We start from the raw sequence: 26,800 nt of genomic DNA on the forward strand, positions 1-26,800 counted from the left end.
AATACAGGGCTCAGGCGGCGAGCTAAAACTGTCCAACTTTCGGGGGGCAGTCCACAGCGTGGGAATGCAGTGGGTGACGCTCTGCGTCACAGATCTGCGCTACGCCGCATGCTCCAGATCGGGCGCAGTGCTCAAAGCCCGTATTTCTTGACCTTGTCGAACAGTGTGGTCTTGGCCATGCCCAGTTCCTGACTGGCCTGGCTGAGGTTGCCGCCGCTGCGTTGCAAGGCGTCGCCGAGCAATGAGCGTTCGAAGGCTTCGACCGCTTCGGCAAACCCCAGACTCTGGTTTTCACTGACCGTGCCTGACTGCTTGAACGCTGGCAGACCCAAGGCAAACCGCTCGGCCACGTTGCGCAGTTCGCGTACATTGCCCGGCCAGTCATGGCTCATCAGGTTCGAGCTGGTTTGCCGATCCAGCACGGGCGGTTCGCGGTCGAAGCGTAACGACGACAACTGCAGGAAGTGTTCGAACAACTGCAGAATGTCTTCGCGGCGCTCACGCAAGGGTGGCAGTTCAAGTGTGACGACGTTGAGGCGGTAATACAGGTCGCTGCGGAACTGATTGGTTTTGCCCAAGGCATTCAAATCGGATTTGGTCGCCGCTATGACCCGGCAATCCACGGCGACGCTCTGGTTGGAACCCAGCCGCTCGAGGGTTCGCTCCTGCAGGACGCGCAGCAGCTTGATCTGCAGATTGACCGGCATGCTTTCCACTTCATCGAGAAACAGCGTGCCGTTGTGCGCGTGTTCGATCTTGCCGATGCGCCGCTTGCCCGCGCCGGTAAAGGCGTTGGCTTCATGGCCGAAGATTTCCGACTCGAACAGGCTTTCCGCCAGCCCGCCACAGTTGAGCGCCACGAACTGGCTGTCCTTGCGCCGACTGAAATCGTGCAGGCAGCGCGCGACCAGTTCCTTGCCCGTGCCGGTTTCACCTTCGATCAGTACGTTGGCCGAGGTGTCGGCGACGTTGGCAATCAACGCACGCAGGTTTTGCATGGCCGGGGAGCGGCCGATGATCCGGCCTTCCAGCGAATCGCGTTCGGCCAGTTGCTTGCGCAAGGCCCACACTTCACGGGCCAGGCCGCGTTGCTCCAGTGCGCGCCGGGTGACGTCGACCAGACGCTCAGGCGAAAAGGGTTTCTCCATGAAATCGTAAGCGCCATCGCGCATTGCGTTGACGGCCATGGTGATGTCGCCATGGCCGGTGATGAGCACCACCGGCAGGCTGCTGTCACGTGCCTTGAGACGGCTCAGCAACTCCAGCCCGTCGATACCCGGCAAGCGAATATCGCTGATGACGATACCGGCGAAGTTGTCATCAATACGTTTCAAGGCCTCTTCGGCGCTCGAAACGCCCTCGCTGGCGATGTCTTCCAGCGCGAGGGCCTGCTGGCAGCCGAGCAATACATGCGGATCGTCTTCGACGATCAGGACGGTCAGGTCGCTGTTTATGCTCATGGGTGTCGTCTCATGTCGGGCTGTCCGGGTGGCGGGCATCGGGGATGAACGGCAGGCTCAGGACAAACGTCGTACCGCCGTCCTGCGGATGCTCTGCGCTCAGGCTGCCCCCGGCTGCGGCGGCAAGGCTCGCCGACAGTGTCAGGCCCAGCCCCAGGCCTTGTTCGCCCGGTTTGGTGGTGAAAAAAGGTTCAAACAGATGCTTGCGCGCGTCGGCATCGACGCCGTGCCCGTTATCACGTACCCGCAGACGGTATCGGCCGTCGATAACCGATCCGGTGAGCCATAACTCCGGTTGCTGCAGGTCGAACATGGCGTCCAGTGCGTTGCCGATCAGGTTGACCAGAATCTGTTCCAGGCGGGTCTGGTCGATGGTCAGGGTGGCGTCGACGAAGTCTCGATGCAGCGTCAGGCCGGACTGCTCCACGCGCACGCCCAGCAATTGCATCGCCGCATCGACAGCCTTGCTCAGTTGCGCCTGGCCCTGATCGTCGCCGCGTCTGGCGAATGCGCGCAGGCTGGCGGTGATGCGGCCCATGCGATCGACCAGATCATTGATGGTACGCAGGTTGGTGCTCGCGGTGTCCAGCGCACCTCGTTCCAGAAAGCGCACGGTGTTGCCGGACAAGGTGCGCAGTGCAGCCAGAGGCTGGTTCAGTTCATGCGCGATGCTGGTCGACATCTGGCCGATGGCTGCCAGCTTTCCGGCCTGTACCAGCTCGTCCTGCGCCTTGCGCAAGGTGTCCTCAGCCTGCCTTCGTTCACGAATCTGCGCCTTGAGGCGTTCGTTGCTGGCCCGCAGGTGTTCGGTACGTTCGGCGATCTTGCGTTCCAGCTCGTTGTTGGCAGCCTGCAGCGCTTCCCTGGCCGCAAGCCGGGTCGAGATGACCTTGCGCCGCTCGTTCCAGGCGATCAGCAGAAAGGTCACCAGCGCGCAAGCCACGGCGACCAGCATGCCCTGATTGGCCGCTTCACGGCGCAGATTCTCCAGCGGGGTAAGCAGTGTCAGGTGCCAGGCGGTGTCACTCAGCGGGCGGCTCTGGGCCAGATAACTGACCTTTTTGTGTTCGCGGTCGACACTGATGTTGGCGGGGAAAACCAGTGTCTCGACGCCCTCGGACAAGGTTTCCCGTTCCAGTGGCACCAGTTCGTTGAGCGGCCACCAGTAATATTGCAGGCTGCGAGCCAGGCGCTCCTTGACCTCAGCCGTGAGCGGGCGCACTGATTTCAGACGCCGGGCCGGGTCGCTGGAGAGGATGATGATGCCATTCTCGTCGCTGACAAACGCCTCCAGCCGTGCCCGCTGCCAGCGTTCTTCGAGTGCTTCGAGGCGCACCTTGATCACCGCAACGCCGATAATGCGGCCTTTGTCTTCCAGCCCGTGCGCCAGGTAATAGCCCGACTCTCCGGTGGTGGTGCCGATGCCGTAAAAGCGCCCGGGCAGGCCGCGCACCGCGTCCTGAAAGTAGGCACGGAAAGACAGGTCTTCACCCTGATAACTGTCAGCGTCACGCCAGTTGCTGGTGGCCAGCACGCGCCCGGTGGTATCCATTACATAAATGGCGCGGCTGCGACTGCGTCGATTCAGCCCTTCGAGGTAGCGGTTGACCTGCTGCTGAAGCTCGGGTCCCGGTTCGTTCAGCAACTGCGACACGCTGGATTCGAGCTCCAGCACGCTGGGCAGGTAGGTGTATTTGCTGATTTCGCTCTCGACCGTGCGCGCGTGCAGCTCGAGCTGGCGTTCGCCGGTTTCGCGCAGGCTCTTGATGCCGCTGTGTTCACTGACCAGATAGGCGATATAGCCCAGCCCGATCATCAGCATGAGAATCAGCGGCGGCAGAAACAGTTGACGGATCAGACGGGGTTTCACGGCGAGTGATGGCGGGGCGGCGCGATAAAGAGTGGGGTCGCATTTCATCACAGTCGTCCTGGACCGAACAGCTGCCCGCTGATAGGCGGACAGCCGTCAAGCTATTGCCTAGTGCTGAAGAATCTTGGCGAGGAATTGCTGGGCGCGTTCCGAGCGTGCGCTCACGTCACCGAAAAACTCTTCCTTGGCGCAGTCTTCGACGATCTGCCCCTTGTCCATGAAAATCACCCGGTTGGCGACTTTGCGCGCGAAGCCCATTTCGTGGGTCACGCACATCATGGTCATGCCTTCCTGGGCCAGTTGCACCATCACATCGAGCACTTCATTGACCATTTCCGGGTCAAGTGCGGACGTGGGCTCGTCGAACAGCATGACCACCGGGTCCATCGCCAGCGCGCGCGCGATGGCGACACGCTGTTGCTGCCCACCGGAAAGCTGGCCGGGATGCTTGTGCGCATGCTCGGAAAGACCGACGCGGTCCAGCAGCTTCAGACCCTTCTCGGTGGCTTCGGCCTTGCTGCGGCCCAGTACCTTGATCTGCGCGATGGTCAGATTTTCGACAATGCTCAGGTGCGGAAACAGTTCGAAGTGCTGAAACACCATGCCGACCCGCGAGCGCAGTTTCGGCAGGTTGGTCTTCGAGTCGGAGATCGATGTGCCGTCGACGACGATCTCGCCTTTCTGAAACGGCTCCAGCGCGTTCACGCATTTGATCAGGGTCGATTTGCCGGAGCCGGACGGGCCGCACACCACCACCACTTCACCCTTGCTGACCTCGGTGCTGCAATCGGTCAGTACCTGGAAGTCCCCATACCACTTGTTGACGTTTTTGATGGAAATCATACGGCAAACCTTTTTTGCAGACGCTTCACCAGCAGCGAGGCGGCAAAGCTGATCGTGAAATACACCAGACCGGCAATGATCAGGAACTCGTTGGCGCGCCCGATGATGTCGCCACTTGAGCGCGATGCGTTGAGAAAATCGACGAGGCCGACGGTGTAAACCAGGGAGGTGTCCTGAAACAGAATGATGCTCTGTTGCAGCAGCAGCGGGGTCATCTTGCGAAACGCCTGGGGCAGGATGATCAGTCGCATCATTTGCGAGTAGTTCATGCCCAGCGCCTGAGCGGCGCCCATTTGTCCCTTGGAGATCGACTGCACACCGGCACGGACGATTTCGCAGAAGTACGCGGCTTCGAACATCATGAAGGCCACGACGCAGGAGGCGAACGCACCGATGGGCGTGTCCTCACCGGTAATCCAGCGCAGCACGAACGGCACGGCCAGATAGAACCAGGTGATCACCAGCAGCAGCGGGATCGAACGAAAGTAGTTCACGTAGGCGCCGGCCACATTGGCCAGCAGCTTGTTCGACGACAGGCGCATCAGCGCCAGCAGCGTGCCAAGCACCAGGCCGCCGACGACACCCATCGCCATCAGCTTGAGGGTCATGACCATGCCGTTCCACAGACCGGGAATGGCCGGAACGATTCCAGTGAAGTCCATTTATTTGCCCCCCAGTGAGATGAGTCCCGGTACGGCGACTTTCTTCTCGATCGCACGCATCAGCAGCATCAGGCTCATGTTCAGCGTGAAGTAGATGAGCGTCGCGAGGGTGAAGGCCTCGAACAGGTTGGCAGAGAACTCGGCGGTCTGTTTGGTCTGTGCGAGCAACTCCATCAGGCCGATCAGCGACGCTACCGATGAGTTCTTGAACACGTTCAGGAATTCGGAGGTGAGCGGCGGAATGATGATCCGGTAAGCCTGCGGCAACAGCACGTTCCAGTAGATCTGTGGCAGCTTGAAGCCCATGGCGCGTGCGGCCGATTCCTGGCCCTTCGGCAGTGCTTCAATGCCGGTACGCACCTGTTCGCAGACCCGTGCAGCGGTGAACAGGCCAAGGCAGACCACTACGCTGAGGAACGCGGAGGTGGTCGGGTTCAGGTCTTGCTTGTACCACTCCTGCAGGTTTTCCGGCAGCAGGTCGGGCACCAGGAAGTACCAGATGAACAGCTGCACCAGCAGTGGCACATTACGGAAGATTTCCACGTATACCGTGGCGATGCCCGACACCAGACGGTTTGGCACGGTGCGCATGACGCCCAGCACCGAACCCAGTATCAGGGCAATGATCCAGGCAACTACAGCAATGGCGATGGTCCAGCCCAGCCCGGAGATGAACCAGTCCAGATAGGTCTCGCTGCCGACGCCGGTGGACTTGAAGAATACGCCCCAGTCCCAGTTGTAATTCATCAGGGTCTCCCCCTCTTTTTATTGCTATCGAAATGCACGCACTGTCGTCAGTCAGGAGTGACGAGGCGATCCCGGCCAGGCAGTGCCCGCCCGGGATACCGTCAGTTCGGACTGGCCGAACCGGTCATTCAGGCTTTTTTGTCGTCAGCCGCTTTGTCGGTCGGGTTCTGAATCAGCTCCTTGAGCTTGTCGCTCATCGGGAAATTCAGGTTCAGCCCTTTAGGCGGGACTTTCGACATGAACCACTTGCTGTAGATGGCATTGATTTCGCCAGACTTGTAGGTGGCGACAATGGCGTCATCCACGGCCTTCTTGAACGGGGCGTCACCCTTGCGAACCATGCAGCCGTATATTTCGTAGGATTGTGCAGTGCCGGTCACTGCCCAGTCGTCCGGCTTCTTGGCCTTGGCCATTTCGCCTGCCAGCAGCGCGTCGTCCATCATGAACGCGACGGCACGGCCGGACTCGAGCATCTGGAAGGATTCACCGTGGTCTTTGGCGGAGATCACGTTCATGCCCATCTGCTTGTCAGCGTTCATCGCCTTGAGGATGCGCTCGGAAGTAGTGCCGGCCGTGGTGACGACGTTCTTGCCTTTCAGGTCATCGAAATCCTTGTAGCTGGAGTCCTTTTTCGACAGCAGGCGTGTGCCGACTTCAAAGATGCCGATGGAGAAATCGACCTGCTGCTGACGCTCGACATTGTTGGTGGTCGAGCCACATTCCACATCGACGGTGCCGTTCTGAACCAGCGGGATACGGGTCTGCGAAGTCACCAGGTTGTACTTGACCTTGAGGTCAGGCATGTCGAGGTCTTTCTTGATGGCTTCGACGATTTTCAGCTGGATGTCATGGGAGTAGCCCACAGGTACGCCTGAAGCATCCGCTGTGTAGGAAAACGGAATGGAGGCGTCACGATGGCCCAGCGTGATGGTGCCGGATTCCTTGATCTTCTTCAGAGTGCCGGTGAGTTCGGCGGCGAAAACCGGCGTGCTGATCAGAGCGGCAGTGATTGCTGCGCCCAACAGGTGGGGAACGATGCGCATGGGTGAGTCCTTGATTTCATTTTTTATTGATGGGGCCGCCATCAGAGTCGGCCCGCTTCTTGGCGAATGCTTCAACGGCGTCCACATCCAGACACACGCCCTTGTCGAAACGCTCGGTTCAGAATGTAGAGCATGAGTCGTGCCAAGCTTTTTTAAGAAGTCAACATGCTGAATTTAAAGGGATTTCTTTATATTGGCTCTGGTGTTACGGATCAATGCGTCCGGGAAGCCGAATAAGGCGGGGTCGATTGTTCGGAAAACCGAATGGAAGGGGTTGTGCAGGAAGAGGGCAGCAAGTAGAGAAGCCTGTTCACCCCGCTAGGGGTGAACAGGTTGCAGGCGGATGATCAGGCCGCTTCGAAAGAGGCTTTGTTGCGCACGACTGTTTCCAGGTAGCTGCTCACGGCAGCCTGTTCCTCAGGCGTCGTGAACAGACCAAGCTTGGTGCGGCGCCAAAGGATGTCTTCGATGCTGGTGGCCCATTCCTGGTCGCACAGGTAATCGACCTCGCGGGTATATAGGCCTGCCCCCAGATGCTGACCAAGGTCTTCCAGGCTTTGCGCGCCCTCCAGCAAGCGCCAGCTGCGGCTGCCGTAGGTGATCGACCAGCGTTTGGCGATAGGGGCTGGCAGCCAGCTGCAGCGGCGGGTCATTTCTGTTGCCAGCGCTTCGGCGGTGGTCATGTCTTCGCCACCCGGCAGGGCAGCCTTGGCCGTCCAGCTCGGTTTCATCTGTTTGAAGAACGGTGCCAACTGCGCCATCGCTGACTCGGCCAGTTTGCGGTACGTGGTCAGCTTGCCGCCGAACACCGACAGAATCGGCGCTTCGTCAGCGCCGCCTGACAACGAAAGCGTGTAATCACGGGTGATGGCAGACGGATTATCGGACTCGTCGTTGCACAGCGGGCGCACGCCAGAGAACGTGTGGAGCACGTCTGCGCGACTCAACTGTTTCTTGAAGTGGTCGTTGGCCACTTTCAGCACGTAATCCATCTCGCCTTCAGTGATATCCACCTTGTTCGGATCGCCCTGATACTCACGGTCGGTGGTGCCGACGATAGTGAAGTGCTCCAGGTACGGAATCGTGAACACGATGCGCTTGTCTTCGTTCTGCAGAATGAACGCGTGCTCACCTTCGTACAGTTTCGGCACGATCAGGTGGCTGCCCTGAATCAGGCGGATGCCGTAAGCCGAGTCGAGCTTGAGGTCTTCACGGATGAACTTGGCCACCCACGGGCCTGCCGCATTGACCAATGCCTTGGCATGGATCGAAAACAGGCTGCCGTCGCTGCGCTCCAGATGCAGATGCCACATGCCCTTGATACGGCGGGCGCTGACACAGCGAGTCTGAGTATGAATGTGCGCACCGTTTTCACGAGCGGACATGGCGTTGAGCACGACCAGACGCGCGTCGTCGACCCAGCAGTCGGAATATTCGAAACCGCGGGTGATGCTCGGGTTGAGCGGGCTGTCCGCACCGAAATGAATGGTTCGCGATGCCGGCAGCTTTTCGCGCTTGCCGAGGTTGTCGTACAGGAACATCCCGGCGCGAATCATCCAGGCCGGACGCAGGTGCGGACGATGAGGCAGCACAAAACGCATTGGCTTGACGATGTGCGGCGCTTTGGCAAGCAGCACTTCGCGTTCTGCCAGGGCTTCACGCACCAGGCGGAACTCGTAATGCTCCAGATAGCGCAAGCCACCATGGATCAGCTTGCTGCTGGCCGAGGACGTGTGGCTGGCCAGGTCGTCCTTTTCGCACAGAAAAACCGAAAGGCCGCGACCTGCGGCATCCGCTGCAATGCCGACACCGTTGATGCCACCGCCAATAACGGCAATGTCGTAAACCTCTGAGAGGGGCGGGGTTGGCACGTTGGTGTGGGGCATTGGTGGCCTCCTGGACAATTCGTGAGCAGTGCTCGAAAGGCGAATCTGAACATTAATGTTCATTTCCGAAAATCATAGCTCAATAAAATGACCGTTGCCAGCACGTATCGATTGAAAATACTGATGATGAAGTAAAGAAAAGAACAAATGTGAACATTGTAGGGCGGGAATTAGCACAGGGAGGATCGGTGCACAGCCTGCACTGAATTGCTCTGGCTCACAGGTCTGCGTTGCACCGCTGAAGCAGGAGAGGACGCAGAGCGTCCAGAACGGCATACCCACGCGGAGCATGGGCACGATAGTGTTCTTACGGGCGGCTATCGTTCCTCACGCTCCAGCGTGGAAATGCCTTGGGTGCCGCTCCGCGTCACAGATGCGCGCTGCGCCATACATACACAAGTCTTGTGGGAGCGAGCTTGCTCGCGAAGAGGCCGGTACAGACTCCAGAAAATGGGGCGCTCGATGCACCGTCTTCATGAGCACTGCGGACCGCCGCGCGAACACCGCTCGCGCCTGACAATCACACCACTTCCAGACGAATCTTGTGCTGATTCAGCAACTGCTGCAGTGCGGGCACCGGTGGCTGGTCGGTGACCAGGCAATCGATGAGGGTAATCGGCCCCAAGCGGACCATGGCGTTGCGCCCGAACTTGCTGGAGTCAGCCGCCAGCAGCACTTTGCGAGCGTTGGCGATGATCGCCTGGGACACCCGCACTTCCTGGTAATCGAAATCCAGCAGGCTGCCGTCTTCGTCGATGCCACTGATGCCCACCAGGGCGAAGTCCACTTTGAACTGGGTGATGAAGTCGATGCTGCCCTGGCCCACAACGCCGCCGTCACGCCGCACATTACCGCCTGCTATCAGCACCTCGAAATCATCCTTGGTGCTGAGGATCGACGCCACATGCAGGTTATTGGTGATGATCTTCAGGTTGTTGTGGTTGAGCAACGCACGTGCGATGGATTCGGTGGTGGTACCGATATTGATGAACAACGAGGCGTTGTCCGGGATCTGCGCGGCGATGGCCTCGGCGATCCGTTGTTTTTCGTCGCGCATCTGGTCCGCACGCATGGCGTAGGCGGTATTTTCGATGCTGGAGTCATAGGCCGCGCCGCCGTGGTAGCGGCGCAACAGGTTCATTTCCGCCAATTGATTGATATCACGGCGAATGGTTTGTGGGGTCACGACGAACAGCGTCGCCATCTCCTCGATGCTGACATAGCCACGGTCACGGACCAGTTCGAGGATCTGTTGTTGGCGGGGAGGCAGGTTCATTGTTTTTCCTTGGGCGCCCTCTACAAATGGCGCCCATCATGCCGCAGGAAAGTGTGACCTGTCAGCCGGAATCCTGCTCCCTCCTTACAACAGCGCTGTCACTCTTCGTTTTCGTGCGGTTCCCAGTCGCGAGTACGCGCGACTGCTTTCTGCCAGCCTGCGTAAAGTTTTTCGCGATGCGCTTCTTCACAGGACGGCTCGAACACACGCTCGATCACGGCCTTGTTGCGCAACTCGTCCAGGCTGCTCCAGAAACCGATCGCCAGACCGGCCAGGAAGGCGGCACCCAGCGCCGTGGTCTCACGCATTTGCGGACGCTCGACGTGGGTGCCGAGGATGTCTGCCTGGAACTGCATCAGGAAGTTGTTGGCCACGGCACCACCGTCCACACGCAGCGACTTGAGGCGTTCGCCGGAGTCCTGTTGCATGGCATCGAGTACGTCGCGGGTCTGATAGGCGATGGATTCCAGCGCTGCACGAATGATGTGATCGACTTTCACGCCACGGGTCAGGCCGAACAATGCGCCTCGTGCGTACGGGTCCCAGTAAGGTGCGCCCAGGCCCGTGAACGCCGGCACCAGGTACACGCCGTTGCTGTCCTTGACCTTGCCGGCGAAGTATTCGGTGTCCAGCGCGTCGTTGATGAGCTTGAGTTCGTCGCGCAGCCACTGCACCGTCGAGCCACCGTTGAAGACCGCGCCTTCCAGCGCATAGGCCACTTCGCCACGCGGACCGCAGCCGATGGTGGTGAGCATGCCGTGCGCCGATTTCACGGCTTTCTTGCCGGTGTTCATCAACAGGAAGCAGCCAGTGCCATAGGTGTTCTTGGCCTGCCCGGGTTCGACACACATCTGGCCGAACAACGCCGCCTGCTGGTCGCCTGCGATACCGGCGATCGGGATGCCGCTCTTGCTGTGGCCGTAAACTTCGGAGGAGGCTTTGACCTCAGGCAGCATCTCGCGCGGAATATCCAGCACGTCGAGCATGCGCTGATCCCATTCCAGCGTATGGATGTTGAACAGCATGGTCCGCGAGGCATTGGTGTAGTCGGTGACGTGAACCTTGCCGCCGGTGAATTTCCAGATCAGCCAGGTATCGATGGTGCCGAACATCAGCTCGCCTTTGCGGGCGCGCTCACGGCTGCCTTCGACGTTGTCCAGGATCCACTTGACCTTGGAGCCGGAGAAGTACGGGTCAATCACCAGGCCTGTGGTGTCCTTGATGTACTCCTCAAGGCCATCGCGCTTGAGCTGCTGGCAGATCTCGGTGCTGCGGCGGCACTGCCAGACGATGGCGTTGTAGATCGGGCGGCCGGTGTCGCGTTCCCAGATGACGGTCGTTTCACGCTGATTGGTGATACCGATCGCGGCAATCTGATTGTGATGCAGGTCGGCCTGCGCCAGCGCCTTGGTCATGCACGCGGTCTGAGTGGCGAAGATTTCCATCGGGTCGTGTTCGACCCAGCCTGCCTGCGGGTAATGCTGAACGAATTCGCTTTGGGCAGTGCTCACCACGTTGGCGTCGCGGTCGAAGATGATGGCGCGCGAGCTGGTGGTGCCCTGGTCAAGAGCAATGATGTAGTTCTTGTTCTGTGTGTCAGTCATGTCGATTGCCTTGCATTATTGGGTGGGATTCAGTTGGGTGAGATTCAAATTGAGTGAAATCAAGATGAAGCCTGAACTTTGCCGCGAACCACAGGAGCCTCTTTTTCATTTTCAACAGGAGCGGCGCTTGGCAGATGACGCGCAATCAGCGCGCGGTAGCCGGCAGCACCAAGGCAGGCACCCAGAATGGGCGCAAAAATCGGAACCATGAAATAAGGAATGTCGCGACCACCGGTGAAGGCCATTTCACCCCAGCCAGCGAAGAAGGTCATCAGCTTCGGACCGAAGTCGCGCGCCGGGTTCATGGCGAAACCGGTCAGCGGGCCCATCGAGCTGCCGATCACGGCTACCAGCAGGCCGATCAGCAAGGGTGCCAGCGGGCCGCGCGGCAAACCATTGCTGTCATCGCCCAAGGCCATGATCACACCCATCAGAATGGTGGTGATGACCACTTCGACCAGAAAGGCCTGACCGACCGAAATGGCCGGGTTCGGATACGTCGAGAACACCGAGGCCAGCTCAAGACTCTGCTCGCTGCCGCGAATGATGTGGTGAGCATGTTCGAAGTCGAAAAAAAGGCTGATGTACAGCAGGTACACCAGACCCGCTCCGCAGAACGCGCCTGCGATTTGCGCCGAGATATAGAAGGGCAATTTACGTTTTTCAAAACCGGCGAACAGACTCAGCGCGATGCTGACGGCCGGGTTGAGGTGGGCACCTGAAATGCCGGCGCTGAGGTAGATCCCCATGCTGACGGCAATGCCCCAGATGATGCTGATTTCCCAAAGGCCGAAGGTGGCTCCCGCGACCTTGAGCGCTGCAACGCATCCTGTGCCGAAAAAAATCATCAGGGCGGTGCCAAGAAATTCAGCCACACATTGCCCGGTGAGCGTCGGTTGTTTTAGTGCGATGGACATGGAAACCTCATTTTTGTTTTTGTCTCGGCACCCTGAGACAGGTGTGGGTGCTCGTTATTCGTGCGTCTCAGAAAAAACCCCATTTCTGATCGCCGTTGCGAGTTATACCGAAAAATCGCTTTCGATAATATTCGTAAACGAAAAAATATAGGCAAGAAACACCGCTGTCAAAGGTCGGAACCGAACGGTCAGAAAGTCGCCAGCACCCCGCAAGGCCCTTTTATACCGGGTAATTCAGGCTGTGATCAAAAGGCCATTAGTGTCGCAGGTGGCGTGAATCAAGGCATGTTCACTTTACTTCGCTTAAAGTGACGGGCATTCGGAACCTTTTGGAGCGCTGCATGACACCCGCACTGGATTTGCTGAAAAAAAATCGTGCCGAACACCGCATTCACAGCTATGAACATGATCCGAAAGCGCCGTCATATGGTCTGGAGGCAGCGGAAAAGCTGGGTCTGGAGTCCGCACAGGTTTTCAAGACGCTGCTGGCCAGTACCGAAAAAGGCGAGTTGCTGGTCGCCGTCGTGCCGGTCGTCGGAACACTTGATCTAAAGGCGCTGGCGCAGGCTGCCGGGGCAAAAAAAACCGAGATGGCCGACCCTGCGGCGGCGCAACGCTCGACGGGTTATCTGTTGGGTGGCATCAGCCCATTGGGCCAGAAGAAGCGTCTGCGCACCTTTATCGACGAAACCGCGCAGCGCTTTGCAAGCATTTACGTCAGTGCCGGGAGGAGAGGGCTTGAGGTCGAGCTTTCGCCAGCGGTGCTGGCTGAACATACCCAGGCCAGGTTTGCCCCGATCGGCAGGGAATGACCTGCGCCTCAGTTATTGAGCGTCTGCACGGCCACACTGCCGGGCGCCGGGAACAGCACCAGATGGTCAGCTGCCACACGAATACCGACTTCCTCACCCTGGCCGTGGTCGGCGTGGCTGGGGAAAATGGCTTCCAGTTGACTGCCGGTCGACAGTTGCAGGCGATACAGGGTCGAGGCGCCCTGAAAGGTTCGACCGATGACCCTTGCTTTCAGGTCGCTGTGCGGCGCGTAGACGATATCGTCAGGACGTAACAAGACATCCACGGCGGTGCCACTGACGCCCGGGTATGCCCGGTTGCCGCGCAATACGCCGAGTTCGGTATGCACCGATTGCGGGTCCATCATCTGCCCGCGAATGAAATAGCCTTGGCCGATGAAGCTGGCAACGAACGGCGTACGGGGTTCGTGATAAAGATTGTAGGGCGTGTCCCACTGTTCCAGGCGCCCTTCTTTGAATACACCGACGTGATCGCTGACGGCAAAAGCCTCTTCCTGGTCATGAGTCACCAGAATCGCGCTGGTGCCACGCGCCTTGAGAATATCGCGCACCTCATGGCTCAGGCGCCGACGCAACTCGCCGTCCAGGTTGGAGAAGGGCTCATCGAGCAGCAGGAGCTGCGGCTCGGGCGCCAACGCTCTGGCCAGCGCCACTCGCTGTTGCTGCCCACCGGACAGCTCGTGAGGATAACGCTTGCCCAGCGCGCCGAGGTTGACCAGTTCAAGCAACTCGGCGATCACCTGATCCAGGCGCGGGTGGTTGCGAATGCCGAATGCGATGTTTTCGGCGACACTCAGGTGCGGAAATAGCGCGTAATCCTGAAACACCATGCCGATGTGGCGTTTCTCCGGCGGCAGGGTCCAGCCCGGCCGGGAGATCACTTCGCCCGCCAGGGTGATCTCACCCGCATGGATCGGTTCGAAACCGGCAATGGCGCGCAGTGTGGTGGTCTTGCCGCAGCCCGACGAGCCCAGCAGGCAGCCGATATCGCCCGCGTTGAGGTGCAGGTTCAGATCCTGCACCACGCGCTGGTTCTGATAGCCGCAAGCGAGGTTGCGCAGATTCAGCAGCAACGGGTTCATGCGGGCTTGCAGGACGGCGCGACGAGAAACTCCAGCAGTGCTTTCTGCGCGTGCAGGCGATTTTCTGCCTGATCCCAGGCGACCGAGCGCGAATCATCCAGCAGGTCGACACTGATTTCTTCGCCCCGATGGGCAGGCAGGCAGTGCATGAACAGCACGTCCTTGTCGGCCAGGTCGAGCAGGGCGCGCGTGACCTGAAACGGCGCGAACAACTTCTTGCGCCGGGCGGTTTCCTCTTCCTGACCCATGGAGGTCCACACATCGGTGCTGACCAGATGGGCGCCGGCAACTGCGGCTTTCGGATCGCGGACCACGGTGACCCGCTCGCCAGCCAGTGCCAGGAACTCGGCGTTTGGCTCGTAGCCGGCAGGGCAGGCCACACGCAACTGGAAGTCGAATTGAATCGCCGCTTCTATATAGCTGTTGCACATGTTATTGCCATCGCCGACCCAGGCAACGGTCTTGCCCTTGATCGAGCCGCGATGCTCCAGGAAGGTCTGCATGTCGGCGAGCAACTGGCACGGGTGCAGGTCATCGGACAGGCCGTTGATAACCGGCACGCGTGAATTGGCGGCGAATTCGGTCAGATTGCTGTGCGCATAAGTACGGATCATGACCGCATCCAGCATGCGCGACATCACTTTTGCACTGTCGGCAATCGGCTCGCCACGGCCCAGCTGGGTGTCCCGATGCGACAAAAAGATGGCCTGGCCACCGAGCTGAATCATCCCTGCTTCAAAAGAAAGACGGGTACGTGTCGAGGATTTCTCGAAAATCATCCCCAAGACCCGGTTCTTCAGCGGTTCAAAAAGTACACCGCGATTTCGCAGGTCTTTAAGCTCTACGCCACGACGGATCAAGCCCAAGAGTTCATCCGGGGTGTAATCCATCATCGAGAGAAAGTGCCTGGCGTTCATGATTAACTACCTTTTCTGCAACAGACCGCAGGTTATCAAAGCCGGTTTTTATCGATAAAACGGGCCAGACCTGCGGCGGAAGCCGCACGGGGCGACGAATAAGAAAGGCGCGATAGTATAAAAAAATGTCGCGTCTTACCAATAGCATGCGTTTTTCTGAAACATGGGTACTACTGGCGTCCCGGATAGAGGGGACGCCGTTATTCTGTGTTGACGGGGCAAAAACTGGCTACGCTGAGAAGGTTGACAGCCATCTGCACTTTTTCCGAAGGCAGCATTTGTACACTGCCCAAATAGCGCTTGGCAATTAGTACCAATCCTGTAACAGTCCACGTCTGCGCGGGCGTTGCCTGATGGGACGCGCTTCACGGGCTTGAAACAAGGACCGTTTCTTTAATCCCGGACGTGAGTTATAAATCGTTGCCGATACATTACTGATCAAGGGGTGGGGGAATGGACTCAAAAGAGCATCAATTAACGGAGTTGCTCGGGCTCACCGCCCGCACACTTACCCATCTGACAGCGTCGATGACCTCGATGTCTTTCGAGTTGCTGCGCAGCGAGGACGAAGTCACGCGTACCGCGGGGCGTCGCATGATCGATCGCATGGCCACCATCAGCTCCGGCCTCGACGAGCACTGGCGCCTGATCGGCGACCTGACCGGCGTCCACCTGGCGCAGGAACAGATCGAAACCGTGGCTGAAATCCAGCAACAGCGCAAGGTCGTCACGCCTATCGGCGGTTGATTCGGCCAACTCATCCGCGCGCCTGATGCCCCTCGATTCACGGGCCGAACATCAGTGGCGCGGGGCATGAGCAGACAGCATAGTGAGTGTTCGGCAATCAACCGGATTGCCATGACACGATCTGAGGCTGTGATGACCCGGACTGAACACTACCGAGCCTGCCACCTGTGCGAGGCCATTTGCGGTCTTGTGATCGAGACCGTCGTGGAGGCGGATTCTGCGCCGCGCATTGCCTCGATCAAGGGCGACCCGCTGGACACGTTCAGCCGCGGTCATATCTGCCCCAAGGCGATTGCGTTGCAGGACATCCAGAATGACCCTGATCGTTTGCGCCAGCCGATGCTGCGCAGCGGTGATCAGTGGCAGCCAATTGCCTGGCAGCAGGCGTTCGATCTGGTGGCGGAGCGGCTTTACGCCATTCAGCAGCGCCATGGGCAGAACGCGGTAGCGGTCTATCAGGGCAACCCCAGCGTGCATAACTTCGGGTTGATGACCCACAGCAATTACTTTCTCGGCCTGCTCAAGACCCGCAATCGTTTTTCGGCGACGTCGGTCGATCAGTTGCCGCACCACCTCAGCAGTTTCCTGATGTATGGCCACGGCATGCTGTTGCCGATTCCGGATATCGATCACACCGACTTCATGCTGATTCTCGGCGGCAATCCGTTGGCGTCCAATGGCAGCATCATGACGGTTCCGGATGTTGAAAAGCGTCTGAAAGCGATCCAGCAGCGCGGCGGCAAACTGGTGGTCATCGACCCGCGCCGCAGTGAGACGGCTGCCATCGCTGACCAGCATCTGTTCGTACGTCCGGGCGGTGACGCAGCGTTGCTGTTCGGGCTGCTCAATACGCTGTTCGAGGAGGGGCTGACCCGCGAGAGCCATTTGCCTGTCGACGGCCTGGAGCAGGTTCGCCAGGCCATTGCCGGTTTCACTGCAGAGGCCATGAGCCCGCGCTGCGGTATTGCTGCCGAGCAGATCCGGCAACTGGCACGGGATTTCGCGGCCGCTGACAAGGCGGTGTGTTATGGGCGAATGGGCGTGTCGACTCAGACCTTTGGCACGCTGTGTCATTGGCTGGCACAACTGATCAATCTGGTGACGGGCAACCTGGACCGTGTGGGTGGCGCACTCTGTACGGAGCCCGCCGTCGACCTCGTCAGCTCGACATCCGGCGGTCATTTCAATCGGTGGCAAAGCAGGGTGTCCGGCCTGCCAGAGTATGGCGGCGAGTTGCCGGTTTCGGCGCTCGCCGAGGAAATGCTTGTGGACGGGGAAGGGCAGGTTCGCGCGTTGGTGACCGTTGCGGGTAACCCGGTTCTGTCGACGCCCAACGGCCGTCAGCTGGAGCAGGCGCTCGAAGGGCTTGAGTTCATGCTCAGCATCGATCTTTACATCAACGAGACCACTCGCCACGCCGACTTGATCCTGCCGTCCACCTCGGCACTGGAAAATGATCACTACGACACCACCTTCAATACCCTGGCAGTACGCAACGTCACGCGCTTCAATCGGGCCATTTTCGACAAGCCCGAAGGTGCCCTGCACGACTGGGAGATCTTCGTCGGGCTGGCCGGCGCCTTTGCTGCCAAGGCCGAGCGAGCGCTGAAACCCACGTTGCCGCCTGCGCAGATGATCGATCGCGGGCTGCGTGCAGGCCTCTATGGCGATGCATCGTCCCATAAGCTGTCACTGGAAACCCTGGACAGTCATCCGCACGGCCTCGATCTGGGGGCGTTGAAGGCCAATCTTGCACAGCGCCTGAAGACCGCCAATGGCCGCATTCAGGCCGCGCCTGAGGTGATCATGGCCGACCTGGCGCGCTTTGCAGCCGATCCTTCTCCTCAGGCAAGCGAGTTGCTGCTGATTGGCCGCAGGCATGTGCGCAGTAACAATTCATGGATGCACAACTACCATCGGCTGGTGAAGGGCAAACCCAGGCATCAACTGTTGATGCATCCTGACGATCTCGCGTGCCGTGGTCTGAGTGACGGCCAGCAGGTCCGGGTCAGCTCCCGGGTCGGGATGATCGAGGTTCAGGTGCTGGGCAGTCTGGACATGATGCGCGGGGTGGTCAGCCTGCCGCACGGTTGGGGGCATTCGCGTTCAGGGGTAAAAATGGCGATCGCGCAGAGCCTGCCCGGCGTCAGTGCCAATGACCTGACCGACGAACGGCAACTCGACGTGCTGTCCGGCAACGCGGCGTTGAACGGCGTACCGGTGCAGGTCGTGGCGTGTTAAGCCTCAAGACAGAGCGTCATGCTCGGGATTTCGTTACAATGTGTCACCGTGCCGACAACTGAGTCGGATATTTCAGCCGAGGTGCTCCATGGATATCATCGAAACGATTAAAGAGCAGATTGCCAACAACACCATTCTGCTTTACATGAAAGGCGCTCCGAACGCTCCGCAATGCGGCTTTTCGGCCAAGGCTTCCCAGGCATTGATGGCGTGTGGCGAAAAGTTTGCCTACGTCGACATTCTGCAAAACCCTGAAATCCGCGCCAACCTGCCAAAGTACGCCAACTGGCCGACTTTCCCGCAACTGTGGGTTGCCGGTGAGCTGGTCGGTGGTAGCGACATCATCACCGAGATGATGGATGACGGTTCGTTGCAGACGTTGGTCAAGGAAGCATCCGCCGCCAAGGCTGAGTAAAGCCTTGCGCAGAGCGTCGCACGATAGTCGAGATTATCGTTCCCTGCGCTCCAGCATGGTTTTACACACAAGAAAAAGCCCGCTCTCGATTGAGGCGGGCTTTTTCATTGCAGCGCGATGGGGGAATCAGTCACCCATCTGCGACTGCAGATAGTTCTCGATACCTACCTTGACGATCAGACCCAACTGAGTCTCCAGCCAGTCGATTTGCTCTTCCTTGGGCTCAAGGATGTCTTCCAGCAGCTCACGGCTGCCGAAGTCACCGACGGTCTCGAAGTGAGCGATCGCGGCTTTCAGATCGGCCAGACCTTTTTGCTCGATCTTCAGGTCGCACTCCAGCATTTCCTTGGTGTGCTCACCGATGAGGATCTTGCCCAGGTCCTGCAGGTTTGGCAGCCCTTCCAGAAACAAGGTGCGCTTGATCAGCTTGTCAGCGTACTTCATCGCATGGATGGACTCTTTATATTCGTGGCCACCCAGCTTTTTCAGACCCCAGTCTTCGTACATGCGCGCATGCAGGAAATACTGATTGATAGCGACCAGCTCGTTCCCGAGGATCTTGTTGAGATGCTGGATGACGGTAATGTCGCCTTTCATGTTCGAGGTCCTGCCGGTGGCTTGTGTATATAAGTGCCGAGTGTGAGCTGCGCTTAAACGTCTGTCAAACCTAAGTTGTTGAATAATAAGTGAAATTAAATAGGAATAAGAATGTTTGAGTTCCGCATCTTGACGCTAAGCGCTTGAATTACAGACATAAAAAAACCGGACGTGGTGTCCGGTTCTTTAAAAGAGGGGATTCAGGCAGCTGAAAATTTTGCCGGATAGGCCAGCAAGGCATGGCTGGTTTGCAGCTCGGTCAGCGTATCACGCACCACTTCCTTTGCCAGGCAGGCGCATTTTCCACATTTACTCGCAACACCCAGTGTTTCACGGACTTCACGATAACTGCAGCAGCCTTCCAGAATTGCATCCCGGATTTGACCGTCGGTGACACCTTGGCAGAGGCAAACATACATAAGCTATGGACCGTCGCTGGTTTATTGCTTGGTGCCGAGGAGCTTAATGTTAATGAGAATGCTTGTCAAAACTGTTTTGGGTTGTATTCAGGTCGAGCGATGAGCGGTTGCTTTCGCGAGAATCGCATCATTCGTCCGCCCTCTGGATTGTCCCGCTGGAGACATGAAAAAACCGGCGCAAGGCCGGTCCATTCACAGACGTAGCGACCTCAGTCGTCGAAATCTTGCCAACCGCCCATTTCTTTCCAGCGATTGACGATGCCGCAGAACAGCTCGGCGGTCTTCTCGGTGTCGTAACGGGCCGAGTGCGCCTCGCGTCCGTCGAAGTCGATGCCTGCCGCCTGACAGGCCTTTGCCAGCACGGTCTGACCATAGGCCAGGCCGGCGAGGGTGGCGGTGTCGAAGCTGGAGAACGGGTGAAACGGATTGCGCTTCATGTCCATCCGTGCGACGGCGGCATTGACGAAGCCGAGGTCGAAGCTGGCGTTGTGGCCGACCAGCACCGCGCGTTTGCAGCCATTGGCCTTGAGGGCCTTGCGCACACCGCGGAAGATGTCGTTCATCGCGGTTTCTTCGCTGACCGCCATGCGCAGCGGATGATCGAGCTTGATGCCGGTGAACTCCAGCGCCGCCGCTTCGATGTTGGCACCCTCGAACGGTTCTACGCGGAAGAAATAGGTGTGTTCCGGGAACACGAAGCCTTTTTCATCCATGCCGATCGTCACCGCAGCGATTTCCAGCAAGGCATCGGTGGCTGAATTGAAGCCGCCGGTTTCTACGTCGACGACCACTGGCAGGTAGCCGCGAAAGCGCGCCGCCATCGGGTGACGGGAACCGCCGCCACCGCCGTGGCCTTCGTGTTCGTCGTCAAAATGATCTTCACTCACGCGTGTTCCTCCAGACGCCAGCGCAGTGTTTCACCTGCGCGCAGCGGGATAACGGTCAACTCGCCAAACGGCAGGCTGGCAGGGGCGGTCCACTCGTCACGCACCAGCGTGATGGTGTCCTGATTGGCGGGCAAGCCGTAGAACGCCGGACCGTGAAGGCTGGCGAAGCCTTCCAGCTTGTCCAGGGCGTTACGTTGCTCGAAAGCTTCTGCATACAGTTCGATGGCTGCGTAGGCGGTGTAGCACCCGGCGCAACCGCAAGCGTTTTCCTTGGCATGCTGGGCATGCGGCGCCGAGTCGGTGCCCAGGAAGAACTTGCCGCTGCCGCTGGTGGCCGCGTCGAGCAGGGCTGTCTGATGAGTATTGCGCTTGAGGATCGGCAGGCAATAGAAGTGCGGACGAATCCCGCCGACCAGCATGTGGTTACGGTTGTACAGCAGATGATGCGCGGTGATGGTCGCCGCGACATTGGCTGAAGCTTCATTGACGAACTGCACCGCTTCACCGGTGGTGATGTGTTCGAACACCACTTTCAGGGTCGGGAAGCGCTCGACTACACGGCGCAGGTGCTCATCGATGAAGACCTTCTCGCGATCGAACACATCGATTTCGCCACGTGTTACTTCCCCGTGCACCAGCAGCAGCATGCCGACGTCGGCCATGGCTTCGAGGGCAGGGAAGATCTTGTCGATGCTGGTGACACCGGAATCGGAGTTGGTGGTCGCGCCGGCCGGATACAGCTTGGCCGCATACACGAAGCCACTGGCCTTGGCGGTGCGGATGTCGTCGGGCGTGGTCTGGTCGGTGAGGTACAGCACCATCAATGGCTCGAAGCGGCTGGTGGCCGGACGTGCCGCCAGAATGCGCTGGCGATAGGCATCGGCTTGCTGCGCGTTGCGTACCGGAGGCACGAGGTTGGGCATGATGATTGCGCGGCCAAAAGTTCGCGCTACGTCAGCAACGGTATGAGGCAAGACAGCTCCGTCACGGAGGTGAATATGCCAGTCGTCGGGACGCAGGAGGGTCAGGCGGTCAGACATTGGGGATTCCAGGCGGGTCAAACTCGCTGGGAATGCTACCGGAAAAGACTCTCTCAGGCATCCGCTATCAAGTTTTGCATGAAGTTACCGATAGCTCCCTTGTCAGTCGGTAATTTTCTGTTTCGCGTTCATTTCCAGTGGAGCCTCCCGTGCGCCAGCGATATTTAGCCCTGCTCAGCATGTTTGCCAGCCTCCCGGCGATGGCTATCAGTTTCCAGACGCGTCTGGAGAGCATTGAGTGGAAGGTCGAAGGCGATCAGTTCGAGTGCCGCCTGACTCAACCGATCACCGACTTCGGGGCCGGTGAGTTCGTGCGTCGCGCGGGTGAGCAGGCGACGTTTCGCCTCAAGGCTTCATACAACATGCTCGGCAACGGCTCCGCGACATTGCTGGCCGCTGCGGCACCGTGGCAACCGGGGCGCGGCGATATCAACCTGGGATCAGTGCGCGTCAGCAATGGCGATATTCCCTTCAATACCTCCCAGGCCCAGGCCGGCCGCCTGATCAGTGGTCTGATGGACGGGCGCAGTCCGCTGATTCGCCATTACACCCGGGACGGCGGCCAGATGGAGGTGCGTCTGCTGCCGGTCAAGTTCAGCAAGGCATTCAGCGATTACCAGGCATGCACTGCCAAGCTGCTGCCGATGAACTTCGATCAGATCAAACAGGCTGAAGTGGGTTTCCCTGGCGGCGGTATCGAACTGGATGCCCGTGCCAAGGCGCGCCTGGATAACATGGTCGCCTACTTGAAGGCTGACCCGACCGTGAACCGTATCGAACTGGACGGTCATTCGGATAACAGCGGCAATCGCCTGACCAACCGTGACCTGTCTCGCCGTCGCGCGCTGGCGGTCATGGATTATTTCAAGGCTCAGGGCGTTCCCGAGCAGCAAATCACCCTGCGCTTTCACGGCGAACGTTACCCATTGGCGCCCAACACCAACGAAGCCAATCGTGCGCGCAACCGTCGGGTGAATGTGCACCTCGAGCGTGTTGCGCCCGATGAGCGCCCGGTGCCGGTTGCGTCTGCCAGCGCAGCGCACACCTCTTAAAGCCTGTAAAAAGCATCTGTCAGACGTCGCCTTGTCGTCACAAGCTGTCGCGCCCCTGTAAATTTGCTGGTTTGAACGGTAGAATCAGCGGTTTTCCGTACAACCCGGTGGAGTGATGGCATGGCGGACGTAAACAAGGTAGTTCTCGCGTATTCCGGTGGCCTGGATACTTCGGTAATCCTCAAGTGGCTGCAAGATACGTACAACTGCGAAGTGGTGACCTTTACCGCTGACCTGGGTCAGGGTGAAGAAGTCGAGCCGGCACGCGCCAAGGCTCAGGCCATGGGCGTGAAAGAAATCTACATCGATGACCTGCGCGAAGAGTTCGTACGCGATTTTGTCTTCCCGATGTTCCGTGCCAACACCGTCTATGAAGGCGAGTACCTGCTGGGTACCTCCATCGCCCGTCCGTTGATCGCCAAACGTCTGATCGAGATCGCCAACGAAACCGGCGCTGACGCCATTTCCCACGGCGCAACCGGCAAGGGTAACGACCAGGTACGTTTCGAGCTGGGTGCCTACGCGCTCAAGCCAGGCGTCAAGGTCATCGCTCCGTGGCGCGAATGGGATCTGCTGTCGCGTGAGAAGCTGATGGACTATGCCGAGAAGCACAACATTCCCATCGAGCGTCACGGCAAGAAGAAATCTCCGTACTCCATGGATGCCAACCTGCTGCACATCTCTTATGAAGGCGGCGTGCTGGAAGACACCTGGACCGAGCACGAAGAAGACATGTGGCGCTGGACCAAGTCCCCTGAGGACGCGCCAAACGTTGCGACCTACCTTGAGCTGACCTATCGCAATGGCGACATCGTTGCCCTGGATGGCGTCGAAATGACCCCGGCCACTGTGCTGGCGACCCTGAACCGTATCGGTGGCGAAAACGGTATCGGCCGTCTGGATATCGTTGAAAACCGTTATGTGGGCATGAAGTCCCGTGGCTGCTACGAGACGCCTGGTGGCACCATCATGCTGCGTGCTCACCGTGCCATCGAGTCGATCACCCTGGACCGCGAAGTCGCCCACCTCAAGGACGAACTCATGGCCAAGTATGCCAGCCTGATCTACACAGGTTACTGGTGGAGCCCTGAGCGTCTGATGTTGCAGCAGATGATCGACGCGTCCCAGGTTCACGTGAACGGCGTTGTGCGTCTGAAGTTGTACAAGGGCAATGTGATCGTCACCGGTCGCAAGTCGGATGATTCGCTGTTCGACGCCAACATTGCCACGTTCGAAGACGACGCAGGTGCCTACGATCAGGCCGATGCAGCGGGCTTCATCAAGCTCAACGCATTGCGCATGCGGATTGCCGCCAACAAGGGCCGCAAGCTGTTCTGATACAGCAGGTTGTTCGACAAGTGCAGCCCGTTCAGGGCTGCACTGCAAATAATATCGACAGGGTTATTCCTTCCGGGCGTCATGTAAAAAGACGCTAAGTCAGTGTCGTCATAATGGTTGATAGGCAGGGTATATGTGCGATGCAAGGTAGCCTTATGCCTGTAGGGTTATGCCTGTTTTACCCTGCATTCTCAGCGTGCAGCGATCGCCAGGCGCATCAAGTATTGAATCTTTGAAGTCCTTCTTACGATTAGCGTCGAAAAGTGCGTATTTGTTTTAGTCTTTTCCTACAACAGCTGTGGAAGTTCAGGGCAGGGAATAACAGGGTTTTCCATCGGCTCCCTGATACGTATCGCAGTCTGCTTCTTTTTTTGCGTCGTTATTCAGAGCTTGTCGCTCTCCCGTCGTTGGCTGAACTCAAATCGATACGCCTTGCCAATACCGAGTACCTGGCGAAGGCTCAGGTCGAGTATTCGGGCTATCTCGGACGCGGTGTAGCCCAATGCCGAGTAATGCATGGCATGACCTGCAACGACGTCATCGATATCCGTAACGTCATCGAGGGCCTTCCTGCGTGGGGTAAGCAGGGGCTGGCTGAGGTTGATGGTCACGCTATTTTCTGTGGCCAGCCGGCGCACATCCCTTTTACTCATTCGCAGTGAATACTGTAGCGCGGTAAAACCGGCGCCCTTGGCCGCCAGGTACCTCAGTTGCTGCACCTTACCCGCGAGTTCAAGCCCCTGTTCCTGCGCAGGTTTTGTACGAGGTGATGACGGGGCGGCCAATTCAGCGGTCTCTCCTTCGGGAATGACTGCAACAACACCACCGCTGGCAATAAAGGCTTCTACTGCGGTGGCGAGATCAGACGCGGTGGGCGTTGATGACCGCGTACGAGTGTATTTAGTGTTCATGGTACATCCCTTTTTGAACATGGTTATACACAGGGGCCATTCAAAAAGTTGCCAGGCGCCCCGGGAGTTTGCAGAGAGCAGCGATGCCGGATCGGCTATATACCCAGTGCCCGAACTCATTCGGACGTGCACTACATGAAGCCTGCTTAAATGCATCGCTGATGAAGTACACAAGTACAGTGCGCAGCGACGGTGTTTCATATAGCTGCGCGTGTTCAAGGGCAGTAAATAATGAAGTTGCTGTTAAAAAAGTAACGACTGGTAATAAAATTTGCAAGGGAAAAATAGCGGGTTACAAGAATTGATTGGGCGGTTTTTATAATGTCTTACGGGTTGTAATGTTGCGTCCGCTAATCGTGTAGTCCGTTTCCTATTCGAAAGAATGCGTCTGGCTTTGAAATGAAAAATGGTATTTGCTACTTGTCGAAAGACCTACTGATGGTCTTGAATGATGTAGGCTAATGCTAGTGTGTATGTAAGATTTTGCGACAGTGAGACTGTGGGCTTGTTGAGCATAGACATGTCAATGAGCGGTTCGTAGCGGTGTGGCACGTTGCTGCCGTGCGTTTTGTTTGTAGGATTTTTCTTGCTGTTCTGTGAGGTCTTTCCTTAAATAAATATTTGTACGAAAATCTGTAAATAATGTGTAATTTTTAAACCTTGTTTACGTATTTAGCGTGTGGGATGCATCCAGTAGTCTTCGATCATATGTCTGCAGGCTAGGGCATCCGCATGCAGAAGCTTTTCAGTCGCCCTGCTACAGGGGCGTTATGTGCAGGTGTCGCTTTCCACTCCGCAGACCGGTTACAAGGGGCTGTGACAGCAGCTGTGCTCTATCGGGCACAGGGAACGACCTGTTTTCTTAATGATTCAGCTAAAGGGAATTGGTTTTACATTGCTGGCGATAAGCCATGTATTGGTCGGTTTGTGACACTGATGCAGGAATGTTCCGGCAATACTTTTAACCGGTGTGGCAGGGTCACCTTTGAATGTAAGCGTTCGGTGGGCGCCTGTTGCACGCATTTATCTACTGATGTTGCGATGCTTGTGCCGCGGCTATCAGCAACACATTCACCAGGTTCCCAAAAGGAAGGCTTTGTGAGAATTAATAAAAAATGTACGTTCCTGCCAAGTATTGTAGGAAGTTTCTGCTGTAATTGTAGGAACGGTCTTTGGCTGTCAGTCCACAAGGGTGAGCGCCATGCAAAGCAGTAAACGACTAAGTTATTGTGCTGGCTCTGAAAATTCGAATAGCGAAAAATGGACTGCCCATGAATAAAGTGCTGATCGTGGATGATCATCCCGTCATTCGCCTTGCTGTACGCATGCTGATGGAGCGTCATGGCTATGAGGTCATCGCGGAGACTGACAACGGTGTGGATGCGCTGCAACTGGCGCGTGAGCACCTCCCGGATATCGTCATTCTTGATATCGGTATCCCCAAGCTCGACGGGCTGGAGGTGATTGCCCGTCTGTCAGCCATGACGCTGCCATTCAAGGTGCTGATCCTGACCTCCCAGGCGCCAGGCCATTTCTCCATGCGCTGCATGCAGGCCGGGGCCGCCGGCTATGTCTGCAAACAGCAGGATCTGACCGAACTTCTCAGTGCCATCAAGGCGGTACTGTCAGGGTACAGCTACTTTCCCAACCAGGCATTGCACACCGTTCGCTCCAGTATGGGCAACGCGAGTGAGTCGGACATGGTCGACCGACTTTCCGGCAGGGAGATGATGGTTCTGCAGCAGTTGGCTCGAGGCAAGACCAACAAGGAAATTGCAGACGGCATGTTTCTGAGCAACAAGACCGTCAGCACCTATAAAACGCGTTTGTTGCTCAAGCTCAACGCGCATTCGCTGGTCGATCTGATCGAGCTCGCCCAGCGTAACGGGCTTGTCTGAGTAGGGATTGTCGAAAAGGGTTGTGGCTGATGCCTGGCCATGCAGGTCAGCCATTCAGTATTCATTTCCTGTATTGATCACGTATTGAAGCCTCTTCTGCGAGAGGCTTCAAATGTCTTGATCGAGCAGGGAGTCA

At 58.0% G+C, this 26,800-nt stretch carries 24 protein-coding genes; 7 read left to right on the top strand and 17 right to left on the bottom strand.

The genetic code is table 11. The features are described from left to right. Nucleotides 1–131 precede the first annotated feature (131 nt). From aauR to QRN50_RS21700, 10 genes are all read right to left on the bottom strand, one after another. Complete coding sequence (aauR, locus tag QRN50_RS21655) at nt 132–1,460, bottom strand: two-component response regulator AauR (protein WP_011268730.1); 1,329 nt, start codon at nt 1,458–1,460, stop codon at nt 132–134. A 10-nt stretch (nt 1,461–1,470) separates the two neighbouring features. Beyond that, nucleotides 1,471–3,378 (bottom strand): two-component sensor histidine kinase AauS, encoded by a 1,908-nt coding sequence (gene aauS / locus QRN50_RS21660; protein WP_011268729.1) that lies wholly within the window; start codon nt 3,376–3,378, stop codon nt 1,471–1,473. 60 nt (nt 3,379–3,438) lie between these two features. Continuing rightward, the gene (locus QRN50_RS21665) at nt 3,439–4,173 is read right to left on the bottom strand and encodes an amino acid ABC transporter ATP-binding protein (protein ID WP_024639292.1); all 735 of its coding nucleotides are present in this window, start codon (nt 4,171–4,173) and stop codon (nt 3,439–3,441) included. Beyond that, complete coding sequence (locus tag QRN50_RS21670) at nt 4,170–4,835, bottom strand: amino acid ABC transporter permease (RefSeq protein WP_002554865.1); 666 nt, start codon at nt 4,833–4,835, stop codon at nt 4,170–4,172. The genes QRN50_RS21665 and QRN50_RS21670 overlap by 4 nt, the downstream gene beginning before the upstream one ends. After that, nucleotides 4,836–5,582, bottom strand: coding sequence for an amino acid ABC transporter permease (locus QRN50_RS21675; RefSeq protein ID WP_032656790.1), 747 nt, complete (start codon nt 5,580–5,582; stop codon nt 4,836–4,838). 128 nt (nt 5,583–5,710) lie between these two features. Then, nucleotides 5,711–6,625 (bottom strand): glutamate/aspartate ABC transporter substrate-binding protein, encoded by a 915-nt coding sequence (locus QRN50_RS21680; protein ID WP_024641756.1) that lies wholly within the window; start codon nt 6,623–6,625, stop codon nt 5,711–5,713. A gap of 347 nt (nt 6,626–6,972) precedes the next feature. After that, nucleotides 6,973–8,511 carry a glycerol-3-phosphate dehydrogenase gene (glpD, locus tag QRN50_RS21685; RefSeq protein WP_003405428.1) on the bottom strand — a complete coding sequence of 513 codons (1,539 nt, stop codon included), beginning with the start codon at nt 8,509–8,511 and terminating at the stop codon, nt 6,973–6,975. 520 nt (nt 8,512–9,031) lie between these two features. Beyond that, on the bottom strand, nt 9,032–9,787 hold the full coding sequence (locus tag QRN50_RS21690) for a DeoR/GlpR family transcriptional regulator (protein ID WP_003363617.1): 756 nt from the start codon (nt 9,785–9,787) through the stop codon (nt 9,032–9,034). Between the two features lie 98 nt (nt 9,788–9,885). Then, a complete protein-coding gene (gene glpK / locus QRN50_RS21695; protein ID WP_003405430.1) occupies nt 9,886–11,391 on the bottom strand; it encodes a glycerol kinase GlpK in 1,506 nt (501 codons plus the stop codon). A gap of 59 nt (nt 11,392–11,450) precedes the next feature. Next, complete coding sequence (locus QRN50_RS21700; protein WP_096127410.1) at nt 11,451–12,308, bottom strand: MIP/aquaporin family protein; 858 nt, start codon at nt 12,306–12,308, stop codon at nt 11,451–11,453. A gap of 341 nt (nt 12,309–12,649) precedes the next feature. Between QRN50_RS21700 and ybaK the strand changes: the two genes are divergently transcribed. Further along, on the top strand, nt 12,650–13,120 hold the full coding sequence (ybaK, locus tag QRN50_RS21705) for a Cys-tRNA(Pro) deacylase (RefSeq protein ID WP_096127409.1): 471 nt from the start codon (nt 12,650–12,652) through the stop codon (nt 13,118–13,120). Nucleotides 13,121–13,128: 8 nt separating this feature from the next. Here the strand turns inward: ybaK and QRN50_RS21710 are convergent, their stop codons facing one another. Both QRN50_RS21710 and argF read right to left on the bottom strand, forming a co-directional pair. Continuing rightward, on the bottom strand, nt 13,129–14,202 hold the full coding sequence (locus tag QRN50_RS21710) for an ABC transporter ATP-binding protein (protein WP_003405435.1): 1,074 nt from the start codon (nt 14,200–14,202) through the stop codon (nt 13,129–13,131). Beyond that, nucleotides 14,199–15,119: an ornithine carbamoyltransferase gene (gene argF, locus QRN50_RS21715; RefSeq protein ID WP_003405436.1), complete on the bottom strand. Its 921-nt coding sequence runs from the start codon at nt 15,117–15,119 to the stop codon at nt 14,199–14,201. Before argF ends, QRN50_RS21710 begins: the two co-directional genes overlap by 4 nt. A gap of 453 nt (nt 15,120–15,572) precedes the next feature. Between argF and plzR the strand changes: the two genes are divergently transcribed. The 3 genes from plzR to grxD all read left to right on the top strand — a co-directional run bounded on the left by plzR (nt 15,573) and on the right by grxD (nt 18,522). Then, the gene (gene plzR, locus QRN50_RS21720) at nt 15,573–15,866 is read left to right on the top strand and encodes a PlzR type 4 pili assembly inhibitor (protein ID WP_003405437.1); all 294 of its coding nucleotides are present in this window, start codon (nt 15,573–15,575) and stop codon (nt 15,864–15,866) included. A 132-nt stretch (nt 15,867–15,998) separates the two neighbouring features. Then, nucleotides 15,999–18,107 (top strand): molybdopterin oxidoreductase family protein, encoded by a 2,109-nt coding sequence (locus QRN50_RS21725; protein WP_096127408.1) that lies wholly within the window; start codon nt 15,999–16,001, stop codon nt 18,105–18,107. Between the two features lie 88 nt (nt 18,108–18,195). Then, nucleotides 18,196–18,522 (top strand): Grx4 family monothiol glutaredoxin, encoded by a 327-nt coding sequence (gene grxD / locus QRN50_RS21730; RefSeq protein WP_011268724.1) that lies wholly within the window; start codon nt 18,196–18,198, stop codon nt 18,520–18,522. Nucleotides 18,523–18,648: 126 nt separating this feature from the next. Here the strand turns inward: grxD and bfr are convergent, their stop codons facing one another. The 4 genes from bfr to pyrC form a co-directional block, all read right to left on the bottom strand. Then, entirely contained in the window at nt 18,649–19,119 is a 471-nt protein-coding gene (bfr, locus tag QRN50_RS21735) for a bacterioferritin (protein WP_002554851.1), read from the bottom strand. A 200-nt stretch (nt 19,120–19,319) separates the two neighbouring features. After that, on the bottom strand, nt 19,320–19,538 hold the full coding sequence (locus tag QRN50_RS21740) for a bacterioferritin-associated ferredoxin (protein WP_003350768.1): 219 nt from the start codon (nt 19,536–19,538) through the stop codon (nt 19,320–19,322). A 209-nt stretch (nt 19,539–19,747) separates the two neighbouring features. Next, nucleotides 19,748–20,425 carry a ribonuclease T gene (rnt, locus tag QRN50_RS21745; protein WP_003412908.1) on the bottom strand — a complete coding sequence of 226 codons (678 nt, stop codon included), beginning with the start codon at nt 20,423–20,425 and terminating at the stop codon, nt 19,748–19,750. Continuing rightward, nucleotides 20,422–21,465, bottom strand: coding sequence for a dihydroorotase (gene pyrC, locus QRN50_RS21750; protein WP_024642600.1), 1,044 nt, complete (start codon nt 21,463–21,465; stop codon nt 20,422–20,424). The genes rnt and pyrC overlap by 4 nt, the downstream gene beginning before the upstream one ends. Nucleotides 21,466–21,614: 149 nt before the next feature. Here pyrC and QRN50_RS21755 point away from each other — a divergent pair, with 149 nt between their 5' ends. Together QRN50_RS21755 and QRN50_RS21760 are read left to right on the top strand one after the other, a co-directional pair. Next, entirely contained in the window at nt 21,615–22,517 is a 903-nt protein-coding gene (locus QRN50_RS21755; RefSeq protein ID WP_011268722.1) for a flagellar protein MotY, read from the top strand. Nucleotides 22,518–22,637: 120 nt separating this feature from the next. Beyond that, nucleotides 22,638–23,855: an argininosuccinate synthase gene (locus QRN50_RS21760; protein ID WP_003363593.1), complete on the top strand. Its 1,218-nt coding sequence runs from the start codon at nt 22,638–22,640 to the stop codon at nt 23,853–23,855. Between the two features lie 383 nt (nt 23,856–24,238). Here QRN50_RS21760 and QRN50_RS21765 read toward each other — a convergent pair whose 3' ends face one another. After that, nucleotides 24,239–24,766: a hypothetical protein gene (locus QRN50_RS21765; RefSeq protein ID WP_011268721.1), complete on the bottom strand. Its 528-nt coding sequence runs from the start codon at nt 24,764–24,766 to the stop codon at nt 24,239–24,241. A 1,271-nt stretch (nt 24,767–26,037) separates the two neighbouring features. On the opposite strand from QRN50_RS21765, the gene QRN50_RS21770 reads away from it, so the two are divergent. After that, complete coding sequence (locus QRN50_RS21770; protein ID WP_002554843.1) at nt 26,038–26,664, top strand: response regulator transcription factor; 627 nt, start codon at nt 26,038–26,040, stop codon at nt 26,662–26,664. Nucleotides 26,665–26,800: the final 136 nt, after the last annotated feature.

This window comes from Pseudomonas sp. MEJ108, assembly GCF_030208985.1.
GTDB classification, from domain to species: Bacteria; Pseudomonadota; Gammaproteobacteria; order Pseudomonadales; family Pseudomonadaceae; genus Aquipseudomonas; species Aquipseudomonas fragariae.

Bases quoted from the DNA above. Each gene is read 5' to 3' on its own strand.
- aauR (WP_011268730.1), bottom strand. From the start codon at position 1,460: ATGAGCATAAACAGCGACCTGACCGTCCTGATCGTCGAAGACGATCCG.
- aauS (WP_011268729.1), bottom strand. From the start codon at position 3,378: ATGAAATGCGACCCCACTCTTTATCGCGCCGCCCCGCCATCACTCGCC.
- QRN50_RS21665 (WP_024639292.1), bottom strand. From the start codon at position 4,173: ATGATTTCCATCAAAAACGTCAACAAGTGGTATGGGGACTTCCAGGTA.
- QRN50_RS21670 (WP_002554865.1), bottom strand. From the start codon at position 4,835: ATGGACTTCACTGGAATCGTTCCGGCCATTCCCGGTCTGTGGAACGGC.
- QRN50_RS21675 (WP_032656790.1), bottom strand. From the start codon at position 5,582: ATGAATTACAACTGGGACTGGGGCGTATTCTTCAAGTCCACCGGCGTC.
- QRN50_RS21680 (WP_024641756.1), bottom strand. From the start codon at position 6,625: ATGCGCATCGTTCCCCACCTGTTGGGCGCAGCAATCACTGCCGCTCTG.
- glpD (WP_003405428.1), bottom strand. From the start codon at position 8,511: ATGCCCCACACCAACGTGCCAACCCCGCCCCTCTCAGAGGTTTACGAC.
- QRN50_RS21690 (WP_003363617.1), bottom strand. From the start codon at position 9,787: ATGAACCTGCCTCCCCGCCAACAACAGATCCTCGAACTGGTCCGTGAC.
- glpK (WP_003405430.1), bottom strand. From the start codon at position 11,391: ATGACTGACACACAGAACAAGAACTACATCATTGCTCTTGACCAGGGC.
- QRN50_RS21700 (WP_096127410.1), bottom strand. From the start codon at position 12,308: ATGTCCATCGCACTAAAACAACCGACGCTCACCGGGCAATGTGTGGCT.
- ybaK (WP_096127409.1), top strand. From the start codon at position 12,650: ATGACACCCGCACTGGATTTGCTGAAAAAAAATCGTGCCGAACACCGC.
- QRN50_RS21710 (WP_003405435.1), bottom strand. From the start codon at position 14,202: ATGAACCCGTTGCTGCTGAATCTGCGCAACCTCGCTTGCGGCTATCAG.
- argF (WP_003405436.1), bottom strand. From the start codon at position 15,119: ATGAACGCCAGGCACTTTCTCTCGATGATGGATTACACCCCGGATGAA.
- plzR (WP_003405437.1), top strand. From the start codon at position 15,573: ATGGACTCAAAAGAGCATCAATTAACGGAGTTGCTCGGGCTCACCGCC.
- QRN50_RS21725 (WP_096127408.1), top strand. From the start codon at position 15,999: ATGACCCGGACTGAACACTACCGAGCCTGCCACCTGTGCGAGGCCATT.
- grxD (WP_011268724.1), top strand. From the start codon at position 18,196: ATGGATATCATCGAAACGATTAAAGAGCAGATTGCCAACAACACCATT.
- bfr (WP_002554851.1), bottom strand. From the start codon at position 19,119: ATGAAAGGCGACATTACCGTCATCCAGCATCTCAACAAGATCCTCGGG.
- QRN50_RS21740 (WP_003350768.1), bottom strand. From the start codon at position 19,538: ATGTATGTTTGCCTCTGCCAAGGTGTCACCGACGGTCAAATCCGGGAT.
- pyrC (WP_024642600.1), bottom strand. From the start codon at position 21,465: ATGTCTGACCGCCTGACCCTCCTGCGTCCCGACGACTGGCATATTCAC.
- QRN50_RS21760 (WP_003363593.1), top strand. From the start codon at position 22,638: ATGGCGGACGTAAACAAGGTAGTTCTCGCGTATTCCGGTGGCCTGGAT.
- QRN50_RS21765 (WP_011268721.1), bottom strand. From the start codon at position 24,766: ATGAACACTAAATACACTCGTACGCGGTCATCAACGCCCACCGCGTCT.
- QRN50_RS21770 (WP_002554843.1), top strand. From the start codon at position 26,038: ATGAATAAAGTGCTGATCGTGGATGATCATCCCGTCATTCGCCTTGCT.